This is a genomic window from Kitasatospora sp. NPDC127116, assembly GCF_042677365.1.
Taxonomy (GTDB): domain Bacteria; phylum Actinomycetota; class Actinomycetes; order Streptomycetales; family Streptomycetaceae; genus Kitasatospora; species Kitasatospora lactacystinica.
In genome coordinates, this window is the sequence record NZ_JBHXTL010000029.1 from 1 (window position 1) to 17606 (window position 17606).

The following is a 17606-nucleotide window of genomic DNA, read 5'->3' on the forward strand; positions in this document are numbered from 1 at the left end:
AGTTCTCAAGGAACGGACGCTTCCTTCGGACCGCCTTCCAGCGGACCCTCCGGGCTTCGTTCTTTCGTGTTTCCAGCTTATCAGATGTTTTCCGCTCCGTTTTCCGGAGTTTCATTCATTCGATTCGCTTTCGCCTTTCGGCGCTCCCGAACTCTATCAGAGTTTCTCGGTCCGTTTTCCCCGGTCGTTCTCGAATTCAGATTCGAGCCCGTTTCCGAGGGGCCGTCCCGTGGGGCAACCCGGAGAACATTACGCACCGGGTTGCCCCACGTCAAACCGGCCTCAGCCGGTGTTGAGCGAGCGTCAGACCTCGACGACGACCGGCAGGATCATCGGCCGGCGGCGGTAGTTGTCCGCGACCCACTTGCCGATGGTGCGGCGGACCAGCTGCTGCACCTGACGGGGCTCCAGGACACCGTCGCTCGCCGAGCGGTCCAGCGCCTCCTGGAGCTTGGCGGCCACCGGGACGAACGCGTTGTCGTCGATGCCGGAGCCGCGGGCCTGGATGGTCGGGCCACCGACGATCTTGCCGTTGGTCGAGTCGACCGCGACGAAGACCGAGATGAAGCCCTCCTCGCCGAGGATCCTGCGGTCCTTGAGCGAGGCCTCGGTGATGTCGCCGACCGAGGAGCCGTCCACGTAGACGTAGCCGGCCTGCACCTTGCCGACGATGCGGGCGACGCCGCGCTCCAGGTCGACGCAGACACCGTCCTCGGCGATGACCACGCGGTTGCGCGGCACCCCGGTGGCGATGCCCAGCTCGGCGGCCGCGCGCAGGTGGCGCCACTCGCCGTGGACCGGCATCAGGTTGCGCGGCTTGCAGATGTTGAAGAAGTAGAGCAGCTCGCCGGCCGAGGCGTGGCCGGAGACGTGCACCTTGGCGTTGCCCTTGTGCACGACCTTGGCGCCCCAGCGGGTCAGGCCGTTGATCACCCGGTAGACGGCGTTCTCGTTGCCCGGGATGAGCGAGGAGGCCAGGACGACGGTGTCGCCCTCGACGATGCGGATCTGGTGGTCGCGGTTGGCCATCCGGGACAGCGCCGCCATCGGCTCGCCCTGCGAACCGGTGCAGATCAGCACGACCTCCTTGTCCGGCAGGTCGTCCAGCTGCTTGACGTCCACGACCATGTTGCCGGGGACCTTCAGGTAGCCGAGGTCGCGGGCGATGCCCATGTTGCGGACCATCGAGCGGCCGACGAAGGCGACCTTGCGCTTGTACTCGTGGGCCGCGTCCAGGACCTGCTGGATGCGGTGCACGTGGCTCGCGAAGGAGGCCACGATGATCCGCTTGTCGGCGTTCGCGAAGACGTTCCGCAGCGCCGCCGAGATGTCCCGCTCGTGCGGGATGAAGCCGGGGACCTCGGCGTTGGTGGAGTCCACCAGCAGGAGGTCCATGCCCTCCTCCGCCAGCTTGGCGAAGGTCGGCAGGTCGGTCAGGCGGCCGTCCAGCGGCAGCTGGTCCATCTTGAAGTCGCCGGTGGCCACGACCATGCCGGCCGGGGTGCGGACCGCGACCGCCAGGGCGTCCGGGATGGAGTGGTTGACGGCGATGAACTCGCAGTCGAAGGGGCCGATGCGCTCGCGCTCGCCCTCCTTGACCTCCAGCACGTACGGCCGGATGCGGTGCTCGGCGAGCTTGGCCTCGATCAGCGCCAGGGTCAGCTTGGAGCCGATCAGCGGGATGTCCGGGTTCTCCCGCAGGAGGAAGGGGACGGCGCCGATGTGGTCCTCGTGCCCGTGGGTGAGGACGATGCCGTCGACCTTGTCGAGACGGTCCCGGATGTAGCTGAAGTCCGGGAGGATCAGGTCCACGCCGGGCTGCTCGTCCTCGGGGAAGAGGACGCCGCAGTCGATGATCAGGATGCGGTCGCCGTACTCGAGGACCGTCATGTTGCGGCCGATCTCGCCGAGGCCGCCGAGCGGAGTGATGCGGAGGGCGCCCTCCTTCAGTGCCGGGGGCGCGCCGAGCTCGGGGTGCGGGTGGCTCAAAAGACTCTCCTCACGACGCACGCCATATGCCCGGGGTCCTCCCCCTGGAGACATATGGCGCGCGTACTCAGTGTCGTTTTCCTACTGGGTCTGTGCTCTCGCGCCTTCGGACCGGTTCAGCGGCGGACCCTGGGAGGTCCGGCGAGCCGGGGCGCGCACGTCCGTGTCTGTCAAAGGTGTACCCCGCCGGCGGCGAGATCCTGCTTCAATCGCTCGATCTCCTCGGGCGTCGCTCCGACCAGCGGCAGTCGCAGCGGGCCGGCGGGCAGTCCCTGGAGTTCCAGCGCGGCCTTGCCGAGGATCACTCCCTGGGTGCGGAACATACCGCTGAACACCGGGAGCAGGCGCTGGTGGATGCTCGTGGCCTTGACCACATCGCCCGCCAGGAAGGCCTCGATCATCGCCCGCAGGTCCCCGGCCACCACGTGCCCGACGACGCTGACCACGCCGACGGCTCCGACGGACAGCAGCGGCAGGTTGAGGATGTCGTCGCCGGAGTACCAGGCGAGGTCGGAGCGGGCGATCGCCCAGGCCGCGGCGCCGAGGTCGCCCTTGGCGTCCTTGTTGGCGACGATCCGCGGGTGCTCGCCGAGGCGGACCAGCGTCTCGTGGCTCAGCGCGACCCCGCTGCGGCCCGGGATGTCGTACAGCATGACCGGCAGCCCGGTCGCGTCGGCGACGGCGACGTTGTGCCGGTACAGGCCCTCCTGCGGGGGCTTGCTGTAGTACGGCGTGACGACCAGCAGGCCGTTCGCTCCGGCCGCCTCGGCCTGCCGGGCCAGCTCGACGCTGTGGTGGGTGTCGTTGGTCCCGACGCCGGCGACCACGTGGGCGCGGTCCCCGACCGCCTCGACCACGGCGCGGACCAGCTGGGCCTTCTCGGCGTCGCTGGTGGTCGGGGACTCACCGGTGGTGCCGTTGACGACGAGGCCGTCGTTGCCGGAGTCCACGAGGTGCGTGGCGAGGCGCTGGGCGCCGTCGAGGTCGAGCGCGCCGTCGGCGGTGAACGGGGTGACCATGGCGGTCAGGACCCGGCCGAACGGCGTCTGGGGGGTGGAGGTCGGAGCCATGCGTCCAAAGCTACTCGTAGGCGGTGGGGCGTTACCCATGCCGGTCCAGTGTTCGGACAGGTGTAGCGCGTCGGTGGCGCGGACGTGGGATTCCGGTGCTGCCCGCTCGGGGGTTCGGGCAGCACCGGAATCCGTGTTCACGAATGTAGGGAGCGGCTAGATAAGCCGCAATCCAGACATGCCAGACACTCTGCCCGTATGCCGGTCGTCCCAGGTCAGGGGGCGACCCGGCCGTGCTTCTCGAAGGCCGCATGGGTGAGCGGCATGAGCCGGGCCCACTGCTCCTCCATCTGCTCGGCGACCATCTCGATCTCGCGCTGCGGGAAGGACGGCACCGCCGAGTTCTCCCGCCGGGTGCGCAGCGACAGGAAGTGCATCAGCGAGCGCGAGTTGCAGGTCGCGTACATCGAGGAGAACAGGCCCACCGGCAGTACCGCGCGGGCCACCTCGCGGGCCACTCCGGCGGCCAGCATCTCCTGGTAGCGGGCGTAGGACTCGCGGTACGCGGCCTCCATCGCCCCGGTGGTGGTGCTGTGCTGCTCCGGCGTGCCCTCGTGGAACTCGTACTTGCCGGGGCGGCCCTGCTGGACCAGCTTGCGCTCCTCGCCCGGGACGTAGAAGACCGGCTGAAGCTCGCGGTAGCGGCCGGACTCCTCGTTGTACGACCAGCCGCTGCGGTGCCGGTGGAACTCCCGGAACACGAAGATCGGCGCGCTGATGAAGAAGGTCATCGAGTTGTGCTCGAACGGCGTGCCGTGCCGGTCGCGCATCAGGAAGTTGATCAGGCCCTTGGACTTCTCCGGGTCCTGCTGGAGGGCCTCCAGGGACTGCTCGCCCGCGGTCGAGACCCGGGCCGCCCAGATGACGTCCGAGTCGGCGGCGGCGCTGCGGACCAGCTCCACCGTCACGTCGCTGCGGAAGCTGGGGGCCGTCGGTTCGTCGCTCACGCGTTACTCCTTGCGGGTTCGGTGCTGTGCAGCTTGATGGCGTGCTGCATGGTCTTGCGGGCGCGCGGGGTGTCGCCGGCGTCGGCGTACGCCACGGCGAGGCGGAACCAGACCCGCCAGTCGCCCGGCGCGGCCTGTGCCTCGGCCTGGCGGCGGGCGAACACCGCGTCGGCCGAGGCCCGGTCGATCCGCCCGCCCTTGCTGCGCTTCAGCTCGTCCACCGGCAGGCCGCCCTCGGCCTCCAGTTCGTGGGCCAGCCGCTCGCTGTCCCGGCCGAAGCGGACGGTCTGGCGCAGGAACCAGACGCCGATCACCGGGATCACGAAGGCGCAGATCCCGATGCCGATGCCGAGCGGCTTGCCGGTCGCGATCAGCTGGACGCCCTCGCCCACGCAGACCAGGGCGACCAGCAGCAGCACGCCGGACAGGACGAAGAAACCGGTACGGGAGGTCATCGGGCCCCTCCGGGAGTCGGCTCGGTTCGGATCGACACTGTCACAGGTCCAGGAAGTGTTCGAGGCCGAAGGTCAGCCCCGGAGTCCCGACGACCTTGCGCACGCCCAGCAGGATGCCCGGCATGAAGCTGCTGTGGTGCAGCGAGTCGTGCCGGATGGTGAGCGTCTCACCGGTGTCGCCGAACATCACCTGCTGGTGGGCGAGCAGGCCGCGCAGCCGCACCGCGTGCACCGGCACCCCGTCCACGTCGGCGCCGCGCGCGCCGGGCAGGCTGTGGGTGGTCGGGTCCTGCTGCGGCGGCCGGCCGGCCTCGGCCCGGGCGGCGGCGATCAGCTGGGCGGTGCGGGTGGCGGTACCGCTGGGCGCGTCGGCCTTGCGGTCGTGGTGCAGCTCGACCACCTCGACCGACTCGAAGTACCGGGCGGCGATCTGGGAGAACTTCATGCCGAGGATGGCACCGATGGAGAAGTTCGGGGCGATCAGCAGGCCGAGCTCCGGGGCCTCGGCCAGCCGGCCGCGGACGGTGGCGAGCCGCTCGTCCGTCCAGCCGGTGGTGCCGGTGACCACGTGGATGCCGTGGTCCAGGCAGTAGTCGAGGTTGCCCATCACCGAGTCCGGATGGGTCAGCTCGACGGCGACCTGGGCACCGGCCTCGGTCAGCTCCTCCAGCTTCGAGCCGCGGCCGAGGGCGGCCACCAGCTCCAGGTCCGGCGCGGCCTCGACGGCCTTGACCGCCTCGGAGCCGATCCGACCCCTGGCGCCGATCACGGCGACACGCAGCGTCATAGCAAAGTTCCTCTCACCTGGGAATCAGCGGATCAGACCAGCAGGTCGGCGAGCTTGGCGGCCCGCTTGTCATTGACCGGGCCGATCAGCGCGAGCGACGGCCGGTGCGCGCCCAGCACATCACGCGCCACCGCGTGGACGTCCTCCAGGGTCACCGCGGCGATCCGCTCCAGCATGTCGTCCACCGACAGGTGGTGCCCGTAGCTGAGCTCGGCCTTGCCGATCCGGTTCATCAGCGAGCCGGTGTCCTCCATGCCGAGCACGGTGGAACCGGAGATCTGGCCGATCGCCCGGTTCAGCTCCTCCTCGGTGATGCCCTCCTCGACCACCTTGGCCAGCTCGGCGCGGCAGATCCGCAGCACCTCCTCGACCCGCTTGGGCTGGCAGCCCGCGTAGATGCCGAACAGGCCGCTGTCCGCGTAGGACGAGGAGTACGAGTAGACCGAGTACGCCAGGCCCCGCTTCTCGCGGACCTCCTGGAACAGCCGGGAGCTCATCCCGCCGCCGAGGGCCGCGTTGAGCACGCCCATCGCCCAGCGGCGCTCGTCGTGCCGCGGCACGCCGGGCACGCCCAGCACCAGGTGGGCCTGCTCGGTGGAGCGGTTGAGCACCTCGACCCGGCCGGCCGTGCGCAGCGCCTTGACGCCGCGGCGGGCCTCCGCGGGGGCCGCGGTGGAGGCCACCAGCACCGCCGCGAAGGCCTGCTCGACCTGCTTCACCACCTTGCGGTGGTCGAGGTTGCCGGCCGCCGCGACGACCAGGTTCTCGGGCCGGTAGCGGCGGCGGTAGAAGCCGGCGATCTGGTCCCGGGTGAGCGTCCTGATGGTCTCCTGGGTGCCGAGGATCGGGCGGCCGAGCGGGCCGCTGCCGAAGATCACCTTGGCGAACAGGTCGTGCACCACGTCGCCCGGGTCGTCCTCCGCCATCGCCATCTCTTCCAGGATGACGCCGCGCTCGGACTCCACGTCCTCGGGCCGGATCAGCGAGCCGGTGAGCATGTCGCAGACCACGTCTATGGCCAGCGGCAGGTCGGTGTCCAGGACCCGGGCGTAGTAGCAGGTGTTCTCCTTCGCGGTGAAGGCGTTCATCTCGCCGCCGACCGCGTCCAGGGCGGCCGAGATGTCCAGCGCGCTGCGCCGCTCGGTGCCCTTGAAGAGCAGGTGCTCCAGGTAGTGGGTAGCGCCGTTGAGCTGCGGGGTCTCGTCCCGCGAGCCGACGCCGACCCAGATGCCGAAGGTGGCGGAGCGCACCGTGGGCAGGGTCTCGGTGACGACCCGAAGGCCGCCGGGGAGGACGGTGCGGCGTACCGTCCCGGCGCCGTCGACGCCCTTGAGCAGGGTCCGGGTGGTGCCGGGACGCTGCATTACCGCCGGGGCCTGCGCCACGGGGGGTACCTCCAGAGGAAACGCACGTGTGGATGGGCACGTACGGACGAACGCGTGGACAACGGGGTGCGGCCCGCACGCCGGGAGGCGTACGGGCCGCGGGGTCAGCTAGCGGCGCTTCACTCGGAAGCGGCCTCGCCGCCCTCCTCGCCCTCGACGACCGGGATCAGGGAGAGCTTGCCGCGCGGGTCGATCTCGGCGATCTCGACCTGGACCTTGGCGCCGACGCCGAGGACGTCCTCGACGTTCTCGACGCGCTTGCCGCCGGCCAGCTTGCGGATCTGCGAGATGTGCAGCAGGCCGTCCTTGCCCGGCATCAGCGACACGAACGCGCCGAACGTCGTGGTCTTGACCACGGTGCCCAGGTAGCGCTCGCCGACCTCCGGCATGGTCGGGTTGGCGATCTGGTTGATCGTGGTGCGGGCGGCCTCGGCGGCCGGGCCGTCGGCGGCACCGATGTAGATGGTGCCGTCGTCCTCGATCGTGATCTCGGCGCCGGTGTCCTCCTGGATCTGGTTGATCATCTTGCCCTTGGGGCCGATGACCTCACCGATCTTGTCCACCGGGATCTTGATGGTGATGATGCGCGGCGCGTTCGGGGACATCTCGTCGGGCGAGTCGATGGCCTCGTTCATCACGTCGAGGATGTGCAGGCGGGCGTCCTTGGCCTGCTTCAGCGCGGCGGCGAGCACCGACGCCGGGATGCCGTTCAGCTTGGTGTCCAGCTGGAGGGCGGTGATGAAGTTGCGGGTGCCGGCGACCTTGAAGTCCATGTCGCCGAACGCGTCCTCGGCGCCGAGGATGTCGGTCAGCGTGACGTAGTGGGTCTCGCCGTCGATCTCCTGGGAGATCAGGCCCATGGCGATGCCGGCGACAGCGGCCTTCAGCGGCACACCGGCGTTCAGCAGCGACATGGTCGAGGCGCAGACCGAGCCCATCGAGGTGGAGCCGTTGGAGCTGAGCGCCTCGGAGACCTGCCGGATGGCGTACGGGAACTCCTCGCGGGTCGGCAGCACCGGCAGCAGGGCGCGCTCGGCGAGCGCGCCGTGGCCGATCTCGCGGCGCTTGGGCGAGCCCACGCGGCCGGTCTCACCGACGGAGTACGGCGGGAAGTTGTAGTTGTGCATGTAGCGGCGGCGCGTCTCCGGGGAGAGCGTGTCCAGCTGCTGCTCCATGCGCAGCATGTTCAGCGTGGTGACGCCCAGGATCTGGGTCTCGCCGCGCTCGAACAGGGCCGAGCCGTGCACCCGCGGGATGGCCTCGACCTCGGCGGCCAGGGTGCGGATGTCGGTGACGCCGCGGCCGTCGATGCGGACCTTGTCCTTGATGACGCGCTCGCGGACGATCTTCTTGGTCAGCGCGTTGTAGGCGGCGCTGATCTCCTTCTCGCGGCCCTCGAACTCGGGCAGCAGCTTCTCGGCGGCCAGCGCCTTGACGCGGTCCAGCTCGTTGTTGCGCTCCTGCTTGCCCGCGATGGTCAGGGCCTGGGCGAGCTCGTCCTTGACGGCGGCGCTCAGCGCGGCGAGGACGTCGTCCTGGTAGTCCAGGAAGACCGGGAACTCGCCGGTCGGCTTGGCGGCCTGGGCGGCCAGCTGCGACTGCGCGGCGCACAGGACCTTGATGAACGGCTTCGCGGCCTCCAGGCCGGAGGCGACGATCTCCTCGGTCGGCGCCTCGGCGCCGCCCTCGACCAGCTTGATGGTCTTGTCGGTGGCCTCGGCCTCGACCATCATGATCGCGACGTCGCCGTCCGGCAGGACGCGACCGGCGACGACCATGTCGAAGACGGCCGACTCCAGCTCGCTGTGGGTCGGGAAGGCCACCCACTGGCCGTTGATCAGCGCGACGCGAACGCCACCGATCGGGCCGGAGAACGGCAGGCCCGCCAGCTGGGTGGACGCGGAGGCGGCGTTGATGGCGACCACGTCGTACAGGTGGTCGGGGTTGAGCGCCATCACGGTGACGACGACCTGGACCTCGTTGCGCAGGCCCTTGACGAAGGACGGGCGCAGCGGGCGGTCGATCAGGCGGCAGGTGAGGATCGCGTCCTCGGAGGGCCGGCCCTCGCGACGGAAGAACGAGCCGGGGATACGGCCCGCGGCGTACATCCGCTCCTCGACGTCCACCGTCAGCGGGAAGAAGTCGAAGTGCTCCTTCGGCTGCTTGGACGCGCTGGTGGCCGACAGCACCATGGTGTCGTCGTCCAGGTAGGCCACGGCGGAACCGGCGGCCTGACGGGCCAGACGGCCGGTCTCGAAGCGGATGGTACGGGTGCCGAAGGAACCGTTGTCGATCACGGCCTCGGCGTAGAACACGTTCTCTTCCACCTGGAAGATCTCCTCTTTCGTACGTCTCCGGGAGAGCGTCCCCGCGTACTGCCTGCGGTGGGCCCCGGGCCCTCGCCAGGAGGGCGGCAGTCGGGCCGGTCTTCGATCGAAGCCTCCGGAGTGCCCCGCTCGGTCTGCGGGGGTTCCGACGGCCACTACCGAGGACCGGCGCCTCACGGCTGCCGGGCCGGCTTGGGCGGTCCGCGTCTGGACGCTCTCTCGGATGCGGGCGGCTTCCGTTTGAAGCCTTCGTCCCGCGGGGGGTTCGGGTCCTTCTGCCCGGGTGGCGCGCTGTTTGCGCCATCACCCGGCATGCCCACAACCCTACGGTGCAATCCTCGGCCACCTGGGGAGGTGCGCGCGAGTTGTTATCTGCGGGCGCCGCGGCCCGATCGCCGCGGCATACGCGCGAGGGGCGGCTCCCCGGTGTGGGGAGCCGCCCCGAGCGGCGGTCTTAGCGGGCGCCACCGGCGGCACCGCGGCGGATGCCCAGGCGGTCGACGAGCGTACGGAAGCGCTCGATGTCCTTCTTGGCCAGGTACTGCAGCAGGCGGCGGCGCTGGCCGACCAGGATCAGCAGGCCACGACGCGAGTGGTGGTCGTGCTTGTGGGTCTTGAGGTGCTCGGTCAGGTCCGAGATACGACGGGAGAGCATGGCCACCTGGACCTCGGGGGAACCGGTGTCGCCCTCCTTCTGGCCGAACTCGGCGAAGATCTGCTTCTTGACGTCAGAGGCGAGAGCCACTGCAACTCCTTCGGGGTCTACCGAGCGGTCCTGGTCGACAGCACAGGACTCATCGAGAACTCGGTGTCGCGAGCGCCGCCGACGCCCTGCGGCCCACGACGGGGCTGCGGACACACGGCTGCGCTCGGAGGCCAAGCGTACCAGTGCCGCCCCACCCGGCCGTCCGGTGGATCCGCGGGCGGCCGGGAGGGCGGCATCGGGGGCCGCGGCGGGCGGCCCGCGGGTCAGCCGGTGGCGCCGCGGACCAGCCGGTAGACGTCCAGGACGGCGAGCGCCAGCGGGACGAGCGAGATCAGGGTGAGGCTGTCCACCAGGTCCAGGATGCGCCCCCAGAACGGGGAGACCCCGAGCCGCGGCACCACCAGGGCGATCGCGGTGAGCAGCGCGGCGCCGAAGGCGATCGAGGCGGTCAGCCAGATCGTGCGCAGGTCGAGCTCGGTGGTGGAGCCGGCCGCCCGCAGGAAGAACTGCGGGGTGTGCAGGGAGAGCCCGACGATCAGCAGGCTCAGGCCGAGCAGGCCGGCCACGGTGAGGCTGAGCACCTGCGCGGTGTAGCGGAACAGCCGGGCGCGCAGCATGGTGGTCAGGCCCAGCGCGAGCGCGAGCAGCTCGGGGAAGGTCTCGTCGGTGAAGCCGAGGACGGCGCAGGCGCCGACCACGACCGCGGCGCAGCCGCCGACCAGGCCGACCAGCACCTCGTGGCCGCGGCGGGCCTGGTGCGCGATCCGCTCGTACTGGACGGCCTCGGCGCGCTCGGCCTCCTCGTCGTAGTCGCGGCTGCGGGTACGGGTCTGGCCGGGGGCGCTGAAGCCGACCGGCAGCCGGGCGAAGCGGGCGGAGAGGCTCGGCAGGAAGCCGACCACGGCGACGGCGGCGACGCCGGTGACGGCGGCGATGTGCCCGGCCGGGGTCTGCGGCAGCAGGACGGCCGCGAAGGTGGCGAGCGCGCCGGCGGTGGAGACCAAGGCGGCGGCGACGAACACCGCGTCCTTCTCCGGCAGCAGGCCGGCCAGCAGCACGGAGACCACCAGGACGGCGACGCAGCCGGCCAGGAACTGGAGCCGGCCGGGGCCGTCCCCCGGGTGGGCGACGGCGATGAGGCCGCTGCCGCCGATCATGGCGTGCGGCAGCGCGCCGAGGCCGAGCGCGACGGCCGCGTGGGCGTCCCGGTAGACCCGGGCGCGCACCCCGGCGAGCGCCGTGAGCACGACGGCGCTGACGCCGGCCAGGACACCGGGCAGGCCGTGCATGTCGTGGCGCAGGTCGGAGAACCAGAGCGCGAAGCCGAGCAGGGTGAGCAGCACCCCGGCGCCGATCAGGCCGAAGCCGCGCATCAGCTCGGCGGTCCAGAACCGGCGGTCGGCCTCGACGGCGCTGGCGATCGCGTCGGCGACGTCGTCGTAGACGGCCGGCGGGAGCGACTCGGCGAACGGGCGCAGCGCCAGCAGGTCACCGTCGCGGACCTGCTGGGCGGCCAGCGGCAGCCCGCTGTCGAGCACCGTGCCGTCGCGGCGGACCAGGTGGAAGCCGGTGGGGGTGCCGTCGGGCTGGCTCTGGTTGGCCAGGCGCAGCACTTCGGGGTAGACGTCCGCGAGCGGGACGTCCTCGGGCAGGGCGACGTCGATCCGGCGGTCCGGGGCGACGACGGTCACCCGGCAGTAGCCCGTCGCGGTGGCGCTCATGCGTCCACCTCGCTGCGCTCGCCCATGAGGGCACCCACCTCGATCCTTCGACGCACTTGGCGCTCCCCCTTGTTGACGGTGCCGAGGCACGGCGGCGCTCGGTGTTGCTGTGGAACCGGCCCGGCCGGGCCGCGAGTTGGCGCGGCGTTACCCTACCCGTTCGGTTCGTGTCCGCTGCCGGTGCGTACCGGGCCCTGGCGGGCGGTGCGGGGGCGACCGTTAGGATCGGCGCCTGCGCAAAGGTACGGGGGCTGCGCTGGGTGGGGCGTCCTCAGCCACCGGATTCCCGTACGGACCGTACGCAATCGCGTGAGGGCTGATACCGAAGTGATCGATCGACGCCGCGGGGTGGATGACACATGGGTGTGATCACGGTCAAGCGACCGGCCAGGGCGTACCCGCCCACCGTGCCGGACGAACCGGTGGAGCTGGTCAGCCCGCCCGAACTGCCCCGGCAGGGCGGCGAGGACTGGCTGATGAGCATCCTGCCGATGATGGGCATGGGTGGATCGGCGGTGTTCTTCTTCTCGCCGGGGGCCGCGGCGCCGATGAAGATCATGGGCGGTCTGATGATCGCCTCGACACTCGGCATGGTGCTGGCGCAGATCGTCCGGGCCCGCAAGGGCGGTTCGACCGCGATGGCGGACGAGCGGCGCGACTACCTGAAGTACCTCCAGCAGACCCGCCGCCAGGTGCGCCGCACGGCGGAGCGCCAGCGCGGCGCGCTGCTGTTCCTGAACCCGGCGCCGGACCAGCTCTGGTCGATCGTCGAGGACGGCCGGCGGCTGTGGGAACGGCGGACCGGGGACGGCGACTTCGCGCAGATCCGGGTGGGCCTCGGGCCGGTGCAGCTGTCCACGCCGCTGGTGGCGCCGCAGACCGCGCCGATGGACGAGCTGGAGCCGCTGTCGGCGGCCGCGATGCACTCCTTCCTGAAGGCCCACGGCACCCTCCAGGACCTGCCCCTGGCGGTCTCGCTGCGGGCGTTCTACCACATCACGGTGTGCGGGGACCCGGACTCGGTGTACGGGAACGTGCGCGCGATGATCGCCCAGCTGACCACCCTGCACTCGCCGGACGACCTGATGGTCGCGGTCGCGGCCGCGCCCGGTGCGGCCGACGAGTGGGAGTGGACCAAGTGGCTCCCGCACAACCAGCACCGCAAGGAGGCCGACGGCGCGGGCTCGCGCCGGCTGTTCGCGAGCGACCTGGGCGACCTGGAGTACCTGCTCCAGGACGAACTGGCCGGCCGCCAGCGCTTCGTGCGGGAAGTGGCGCCGCCGTCCGACCAGCCGCACCTGGTGGTCGTCATGGACGGCGCCGGGGTGCCGCACGAATCGCTGCTGGCGAGCCCGGAGGGCGTGCAGGGCGTGACCGTCATCGAGGTGGTGCCGGGCGAGGTCGACGAGCCCAGCGGGCACCTGATGGTGACGGTCGGCGCCGAGGAGCTGGTGCTGCGCTCGGCCTCCGGCGCGACGTACACCGGCAAGCCCGACCTGCTGTCGGTGTGGCAGTCCGAGGCGCTGGCCCGGCAGTTGGCGCCGTACCGGATCTCGGCCGGCGGGGACGACGAGCCGCTGCTGTCGAACCTCGACTTCACCGACATGATGGGCTCGGGCGACCCGGGCTCCTTCGACGTGGCCCGCAGCTGGCGCCCGCGCGCCCAGCACGAGCGGATGCGGGTGCCGATCGGCGTCGGCGCCAACGGCGAGCACGTCTACCTGGACATCAAGGAGGCCGCGCTGGAGGGCATGGGCCCGCACGGCCTGTGCGTGGGCGCGACCGGTTCCGGCAAGTCGGAGCTGCTGCGCACGCTGGTGCTGGCACTGGCGATGACCCACTCCTCGGAGATCCTGAACTTCGTCCTCGCCGACTTCAAGGGCGGTGCGACCTTCTCCGGCATGGCGGACATGCCGCACACCTCCGCGGTGATCACCAACCTGGAGGGCGAGCTCACCCTGGTCGACCGCATGCGCGACGCGATCGAGGGCGAGCTGCACCGCCGCCAGGAACTGCTGCGCTCGGCGGGCAACTACGCCAACATCCACGAGTACGAGCGGGCCCGGGCGGCCGGCGCGGCACTGGACCCGCTGCCCTCGCTCGTTCTGATCATCGACGAGTTCTCCGAACTCCTCACCGCCAAGCCCGACTTCATCGAGATGTTCATCCAGATCGGCCGGATCGGCCGCTCGCTGGGCGTGCACCTGCTGCTGGCCTCGCAGCGCCTGGAGGAGGGCAAGCTGCGCGGCCTGGACACCTACCTGTCGTACCGGATCGGTCTGCGCACCTTCTCGGCCGCGGAGTCCCGGGCGGCGATCGGCGTACCGGACGCCTACCACCTGCCGCCGGTGCCGGGCGTCGGCTACCTCAAGTTCGGCGAGGACGTGATGGACCGGTTCAAGGCCGCCTACGTCTCGGGGCCGTACCGGGCGCCGGGGCAGCAGCGGTCGACCGGCGGGCGGCGGGTCAACGCGCGCCCGGTCGAGTTCACCGCGGCCTTCGTGGACCTGCCGGACCCGGTGGAGGAGGAGGTCGCGCCGCAGGCCCCGGAGCAGGACGACGCCCTGGTGGACACCGTGCTGGACGTGTTCGTCCAGCGGATGGCCGGCCAGGGCCCGGCCGCGCACCAGGTGTGGCTGCCGCCGCTGGAGGAGGCGCCGAGCACGGACCACCTGCTGCCGCCGCTGCAGGTCGTGCCGGAGCGCGGACTGACCGCGCCCGGTTACCCGGCGGGCCGGCTGCGGGTGCCGATCGGCATCGTCGACAAGCCGCGCGAGCAGAAGACGGACATCCTGGAGGTCGACTACGCGGGGGCGGCCGGCCACGGCCTGATCGTGGGCGGCCCGCGCTCCGGCAAGTCCACCGTGGTGCGCACCACGGTGGCCTCGTTCGGCCTCACCCACACCCCGCTGGAGGTGCAGTTCTACCTGCTCGACTTCGGCGCGGGCAGCTTCCAGTCGCTCGCCGGGCTGCCGCACGTCGGCGGGGTGGCCGGGCGCCTGGACGTGGACAAGGTGCGCCGGATGGTCTCCGAGGTGCACGGGGTGCTCAACCGGCGCGAGGAGCTGTTCCGGGCCGCCGGGATCGACACCATCGGCACCTACCGGGCCCGCCGGGCGGCCGGCCAGCTGCCGGACGAGGCCTTCGGCGACGTCTTCCTGGTGATCGACGGCTGGAACACCTTCAAGCAGGAGTTCGAGGGCCTGGAGCCGGTGATCGGCGACATCGCCCAGCGCGGCCTCGGCTACGGCGTGCACCTGGTCATCACCGCGGCCCGGTACGCCGAGGTGCGCCCGGCGCTGAAGGACCTGCTGCAGAACCGCACCGAGCTGAAGCTCGGTGACGCGATGGAGTCCGAGGTCGACCGCCGGGTGGCGCAGAACGTCCCGCCGCTGGCCGGGCGCGGCATCACCCCGGAACGGCTGCACTTCCTGTCCGGCCTGCCGCGCCTGGACGGCTCCTCCTCGGTGGACGACCTCCAGACCGGGGTGGCCGGGCTGGTCAGCGCCATCGACGGGGCCTGGACCGGCCCGCGCGCCCCGCAGGTGCGGATGCTGCCGGCCGTACTGGACGGCCACTCGCTGCCGAAGGGCTTCGAGCACCCGGAGCGCGGCGTCGCCTTCGGCGTGGACGAGGCGGAGCTGGCGCCGGCCTTCGTCAACTTCGAGACCGACCCGCTGTTCATCGTCTTCGGCGACACCGAGTCCGGAAAGTCGGCGGTGCTGCGGATGCTGATCAAGCAGATCACCGAGCGCTACACCCCGGACCAGGCGGGCATCGTGGTCGGCGACTACCGGCGCGCGCTGCTCGGCACCGTGCCGCCGGAGTACCTGGTGGAGTACGCGGCCGCGCAGCCGGCCATGGCGGCCATCGTCGACATGCTGCGCGGCGCCTGCTCGCGCCGCCTGCCGGGCCCGGACGTGACCGCCGAGCAGCTGCGCAACCGCAGCTGGTACAGCGGCAAGGACATGTTCGTGATCGTCGACGACTACGAGCTGGTCTCGACGAGCTCGGGCAACCCGCTGGCCCCGCTGGCCGAGTTCCTGCCGTTCGCCCGCGACATCGGCCTGCGGGTGATCGTGGCCCGCAGCGCGGGCGGCGCCGGCCGCTCGCTGTACGAGCCGGTGCTGCAGCGGATGCGCGAGCTCGGCGGCCAGGGCGTGATCCTCTCCGGCAACCGGGACGAGGGCGCGCTGCTGGGGACGGTCAAGCCGCAGGCGCTGCCGCCGGGCCGGGGCGTCTACGTGTCACGCCGGGTGACCAGCGGGCAGATGGTCCAGACGGGCTGGCTGCCGGTGGCGTAGCCGCGCCGGCCGTCACGGACGGTGAGCGAAGGGGTCGGACCCGTGGGGTCCGGCCCCTTCGGCGTCCCAGGTTCCGAAACGTTACCTGCCACTTTCCGGGCGGGGGCTGCGGTTCCCGTACCCGGCCGGGGAGTTGCCGGGCGCTTCGGGGGCACCTGGCGTGTCGCCGTCCATCCGGAGCATGGCCTTTGAATCACACTGCTCCCCCTTTGTTCACCTTCGATTCAATTGCAATGTAGCCGAGGTAACAAGTCGGACAAAGCTCGCAATGACCGAAAGTGATCATCGGATCGCATGTCCGCGCCGCTCACCGCAACGGATTCCGAAGCAGTTCCGGCGTTGACGCAATCAATACGCCCAAGGTTCCATGGCGGCCAGGGAGCGACTGGAACCGGACACCGAGCAACCAGCCAGCGGAGGCGATACCGCTCCCACTCCAGCACCGCAGAGCCGATCGGAAGCCACATGACCGACACGCTTCGTCCGCCACAGAACGTAGCCGCCCCGGCGGCCGAGGCGGCCGCGCCCCAGCAGCTCAAGCGCTCGATCGGCGTGGTGGGCGGCACCCTGCTCACGCTGTCCTGCGTCACGCCCGCCTCGACGCTCTTCGTGATCGTGCCGGAACTGTTCTCCAGCATCGGCAGCGCCACCGCGCTGGCCATCGCGATCGGCACCGTGCTCTGCGTCGCGGTCGCGTTCTGCTACTCCGAGCTCGGCACCCTGATCCCCAGCGCCGGCGGCGAGTACGCGATGGTCGGCACCCTCGCCGGACGGCTGATGGGCTGGCTGGTCTTCGTGCTCTCGCTGATCGTGGTGATGATCGTCCCGTCGGTCATCGCCCTCGGCACCGCCGACTACCTCGCCCCCGTCCTGCACCTGGACAAGGCCATGACCGGCGCCGCCGTGATGCTGGCCGCCACCCTGGCCGGCCTGCTCGACCTGCGTGCCAACGCCTGGATCACCGGCATCTTCCTGGTCCTGGAGGTCATCGCGGCCGGCGTGGTCTCGGTGCTCGGCTTCGCCCACACCAACAGCGGGGCCCCCAGCCTGCTGCACGGCGTGGTCACCGGGGACAACGGCGCCACCACCACGGTCAGCGTGGGCGCCATCGTCGGCGCGCTCGGCATCGCCCTCTTCATCACCCAGGGCTTCTCCACCGCGGTCTACCTGTCGGAAGAGCTGGAGAACCCCCGCCGCAACGTCTCGCGCACCGTGCTGTGGACGCTCGGCATCTCCTCGGCCATCATCCTGGTCCCGGTCGTCGCCATCACCATGGGCGCCCCCGACCTCCAGACCCTGTCCGCCGGCGACATCTCCGGCATGGTCACCGCCTGGAGCAACTCCGCGGTCGGCACCTTCATCAGCCTCTGCGTCGCGCTGGCCATCATCAACGCCGGCATCGTCATGGTCATCCAGAACTCCCGGGTGCTGTTCGCCTCCGCCCGTGACAAGGCCTGGCCGGAGCCGGTCAACAAGGCCTTCGGCACCCTCGGCCGCTTCGGCTCGCCGTGGATCGCCACCCTGGCGGTCGGCCTGCCCGGCGCCGCGCTCTGCTTCGTCAAGGGCGAACTGCTGAGCAACATCACCGGCGTCGCCGTCACCGGGATGTACCTGCTGGTCGCGATCGCCGCGCTGCTCTCCCGCCGCGCCCACCACAAGCACGCCGCCGCCTGGCGGATGCCGCTGTGGCCGGCCGTCCCGATCGTGCTGATCGCCGTCCTGGTCTACGTCATGACCAAGCTGGACACCGAGCCCCTGCTGTGGACCGGCGGCATCACCGCCGCCGCCACCCTCTACTGGCTGTTCTACCTGCGCCCCCGGCAGGACACCCGCTGGGTGATCAGCCTCCCCGAGGACCAGCAGGACTGACCCCCACCCCTCCCCCACACGGCGGTGCCCCGGGCCTCCCCCAGCC

11 protein-coding genes are annotated in these 17606 nt (G+C 71.1%); 2 read left to right on the forward strand and 9 right to left on the reverse strand.

The annotated features are described in order from the left end of the window. Positions 1 to 303: 303 nt before the first annotated feature. From ACFVHV_RS14465 to eccD, 9 genes are all read right to left on the reverse strand, one after another. The gene (locus ACFVHV_RS14465; RefSeq protein ID WP_359911588.1) at positions 304 to 1989 is read right to left on the reverse strand and encodes a ribonuclease J; all 1686 of its coding nucleotides are present in this window, start codon (positions 1987 to 1989) and stop codon (positions 304 to 306) included. A 170-nt stretch (positions 1990 to 2159) separates the two neighbouring features. Then, positions 2160 to 3059, reverse strand: coding sequence for a 4-hydroxy-tetrahydrodipicolinate synthase (gene dapA, locus ACFVHV_RS14470; RefSeq protein WP_359911591.1), 900 nt, complete (start codon positions 3057 to 3059; stop codon positions 2160 to 2162). A gap of 215 nt (positions 3060 to 3274) precedes the next feature. Next, the gene (gene thyX / locus ACFVHV_RS14475; protein ID WP_359911594.1) at positions 3275 to 4006 is read right to left on the reverse strand and encodes an FAD-dependent thymidylate synthase; all 732 of its coding nucleotides are present in this window, start codon (positions 4004 to 4006) and stop codon (positions 3275 to 3277) included. Next, on the reverse strand, positions 4003 to 4461 hold the full coding sequence (locus ACFVHV_RS14480; protein ID WP_359911597.1) for a tetratricopeptide repeat protein: 459 nt from the start codon (positions 4459 to 4461) through the stop codon (positions 4003 to 4005). The genes thyX and ACFVHV_RS14480 overlap by 4 nt, the downstream gene beginning before the upstream one ends. Positions 4462 to 4501: 40 nt before the next feature. After that, the gene (gene dapB, locus ACFVHV_RS14485) at positions 4502 to 5248 is read right to left on the reverse strand and encodes a 4-hydroxy-tetrahydrodipicolinate reductase (RefSeq protein ID WP_359911600.1); all 747 of its coding nucleotides are present in this window, start codon (positions 5246 to 5248) and stop codon (positions 4502 to 4504) included. A 32-nt stretch (positions 5249 to 5280) separates the two neighbouring features. Continuing rightward, positions 5281 to 6612 (reverse strand): M16 family metallopeptidase, encoded by a 1332-nt coding sequence (locus tag ACFVHV_RS14490; RefSeq protein WP_380351422.1) that lies wholly within the window; start codon positions 6610 to 6612, stop codon positions 5281 to 5283. 140 nt (positions 6613 to 6752) lie between these two features. After that, positions 6753 to 8960, reverse strand: coding sequence for a polyribonucleotide nucleotidyltransferase (locus ACFVHV_RS14495; protein WP_359911603.1), 2208 nt, complete (start codon positions 8958 to 8960; stop codon positions 6753 to 6755). A 454-nt stretch (positions 8961 to 9414) separates the two neighbouring features. Continuing rightward, positions 9415 to 9705: a 30S ribosomal protein S15 gene (rpsO, locus tag ACFVHV_RS14500; protein WP_031072625.1), complete on the reverse strand. Its 291-nt coding sequence runs from the start codon at positions 9703 to 9705 to the stop codon at positions 9415 to 9417. Between the two features lie 224 nt (positions 9706 to 9929). Next, a complete protein-coding gene (gene eccD / locus ACFVHV_RS14505) occupies positions 9930 to 11387 on the reverse strand; it encodes a type VII secretion integral membrane protein EccD (RefSeq protein WP_359911606.1) in 1458 nt (485 codons plus the stop codon). A gap of 359 nt (positions 11388 to 11746) precedes the next feature. Here eccD and eccCa point away from each other — a divergent pair, with 359 nt between their 5' ends. Then, complete coding sequence (gene eccCa / locus ACFVHV_RS14510) at positions 11747 to 15691, forward strand: type VII secretion protein EccCa (protein ID WP_359911609.1); 3945 nt, start codon at positions 11747 to 11749, stop codon at positions 15689 to 15691. Positions 15692 to 16156: 465 nt separating this feature from the next. Further along, positions 16157 to 17560, forward strand: coding sequence for an APC family permease (locus ACFVHV_RS14515; protein WP_359911612.1), 1404 nt, complete (start codon positions 16157 to 16159; stop codon positions 17558 to 17560). Positions 17561 to 17606: the final 46 nt, after the last annotated feature.

What these genes read in the sequence shown, in the direction of transcription:
- dapA (WP_359911591.1), bottom strand. Translation starts at nt 3,059, where the DNA reads ATGGCTCCGACCTCCACCCCCCAGACGCCGTTCGGCCGGGTCCTGACC.
- ACFVHV_RS14480 (WP_359911597.1), bottom strand. Translation starts at nt 4,461, where the DNA reads ATGACCTCCCGTACCGGTTTCTTCGTCCTGTCCGGCGTGCTGCTGCTG.
- dapB (WP_359911600.1), bottom strand. Translation starts at nt 5,248, where the DNA reads ATGACGCTGCGTGTCGCCGTGATCGGCGCCAGGGGTCGGATCGGCTCC.
- ACFVHV_RS14490 (WP_380351422.1), bottom strand. Translation starts at nt 6,612, where the DNA reads ATGCAGCGTCCCGGCACCACCCGGACCCTGCTCAAGGGCGTCGACGGC.
- eccD (WP_359911606.1), bottom strand. Translation starts at nt 11,387, where the DNA reads ATGAGCGCCACCGCGACGGGCTACTGCCGGGTGACCGTCGTCGCCCCG.
- eccCa (WP_359911609.1), top strand. Translation starts at nt 11,747, where the DNA reads ATGGGTGTGATCACGGTCAAGCGACCGGCCAGGGCGTACCCGCCCACC.
- ACFVHV_RS14515 (WP_359911612.1), top strand. Translation starts at nt 16,157, where the DNA reads ATGACCGACACGCTTCGTCCGCCACAGAACGTAGCCGCCCCGGCGGCC.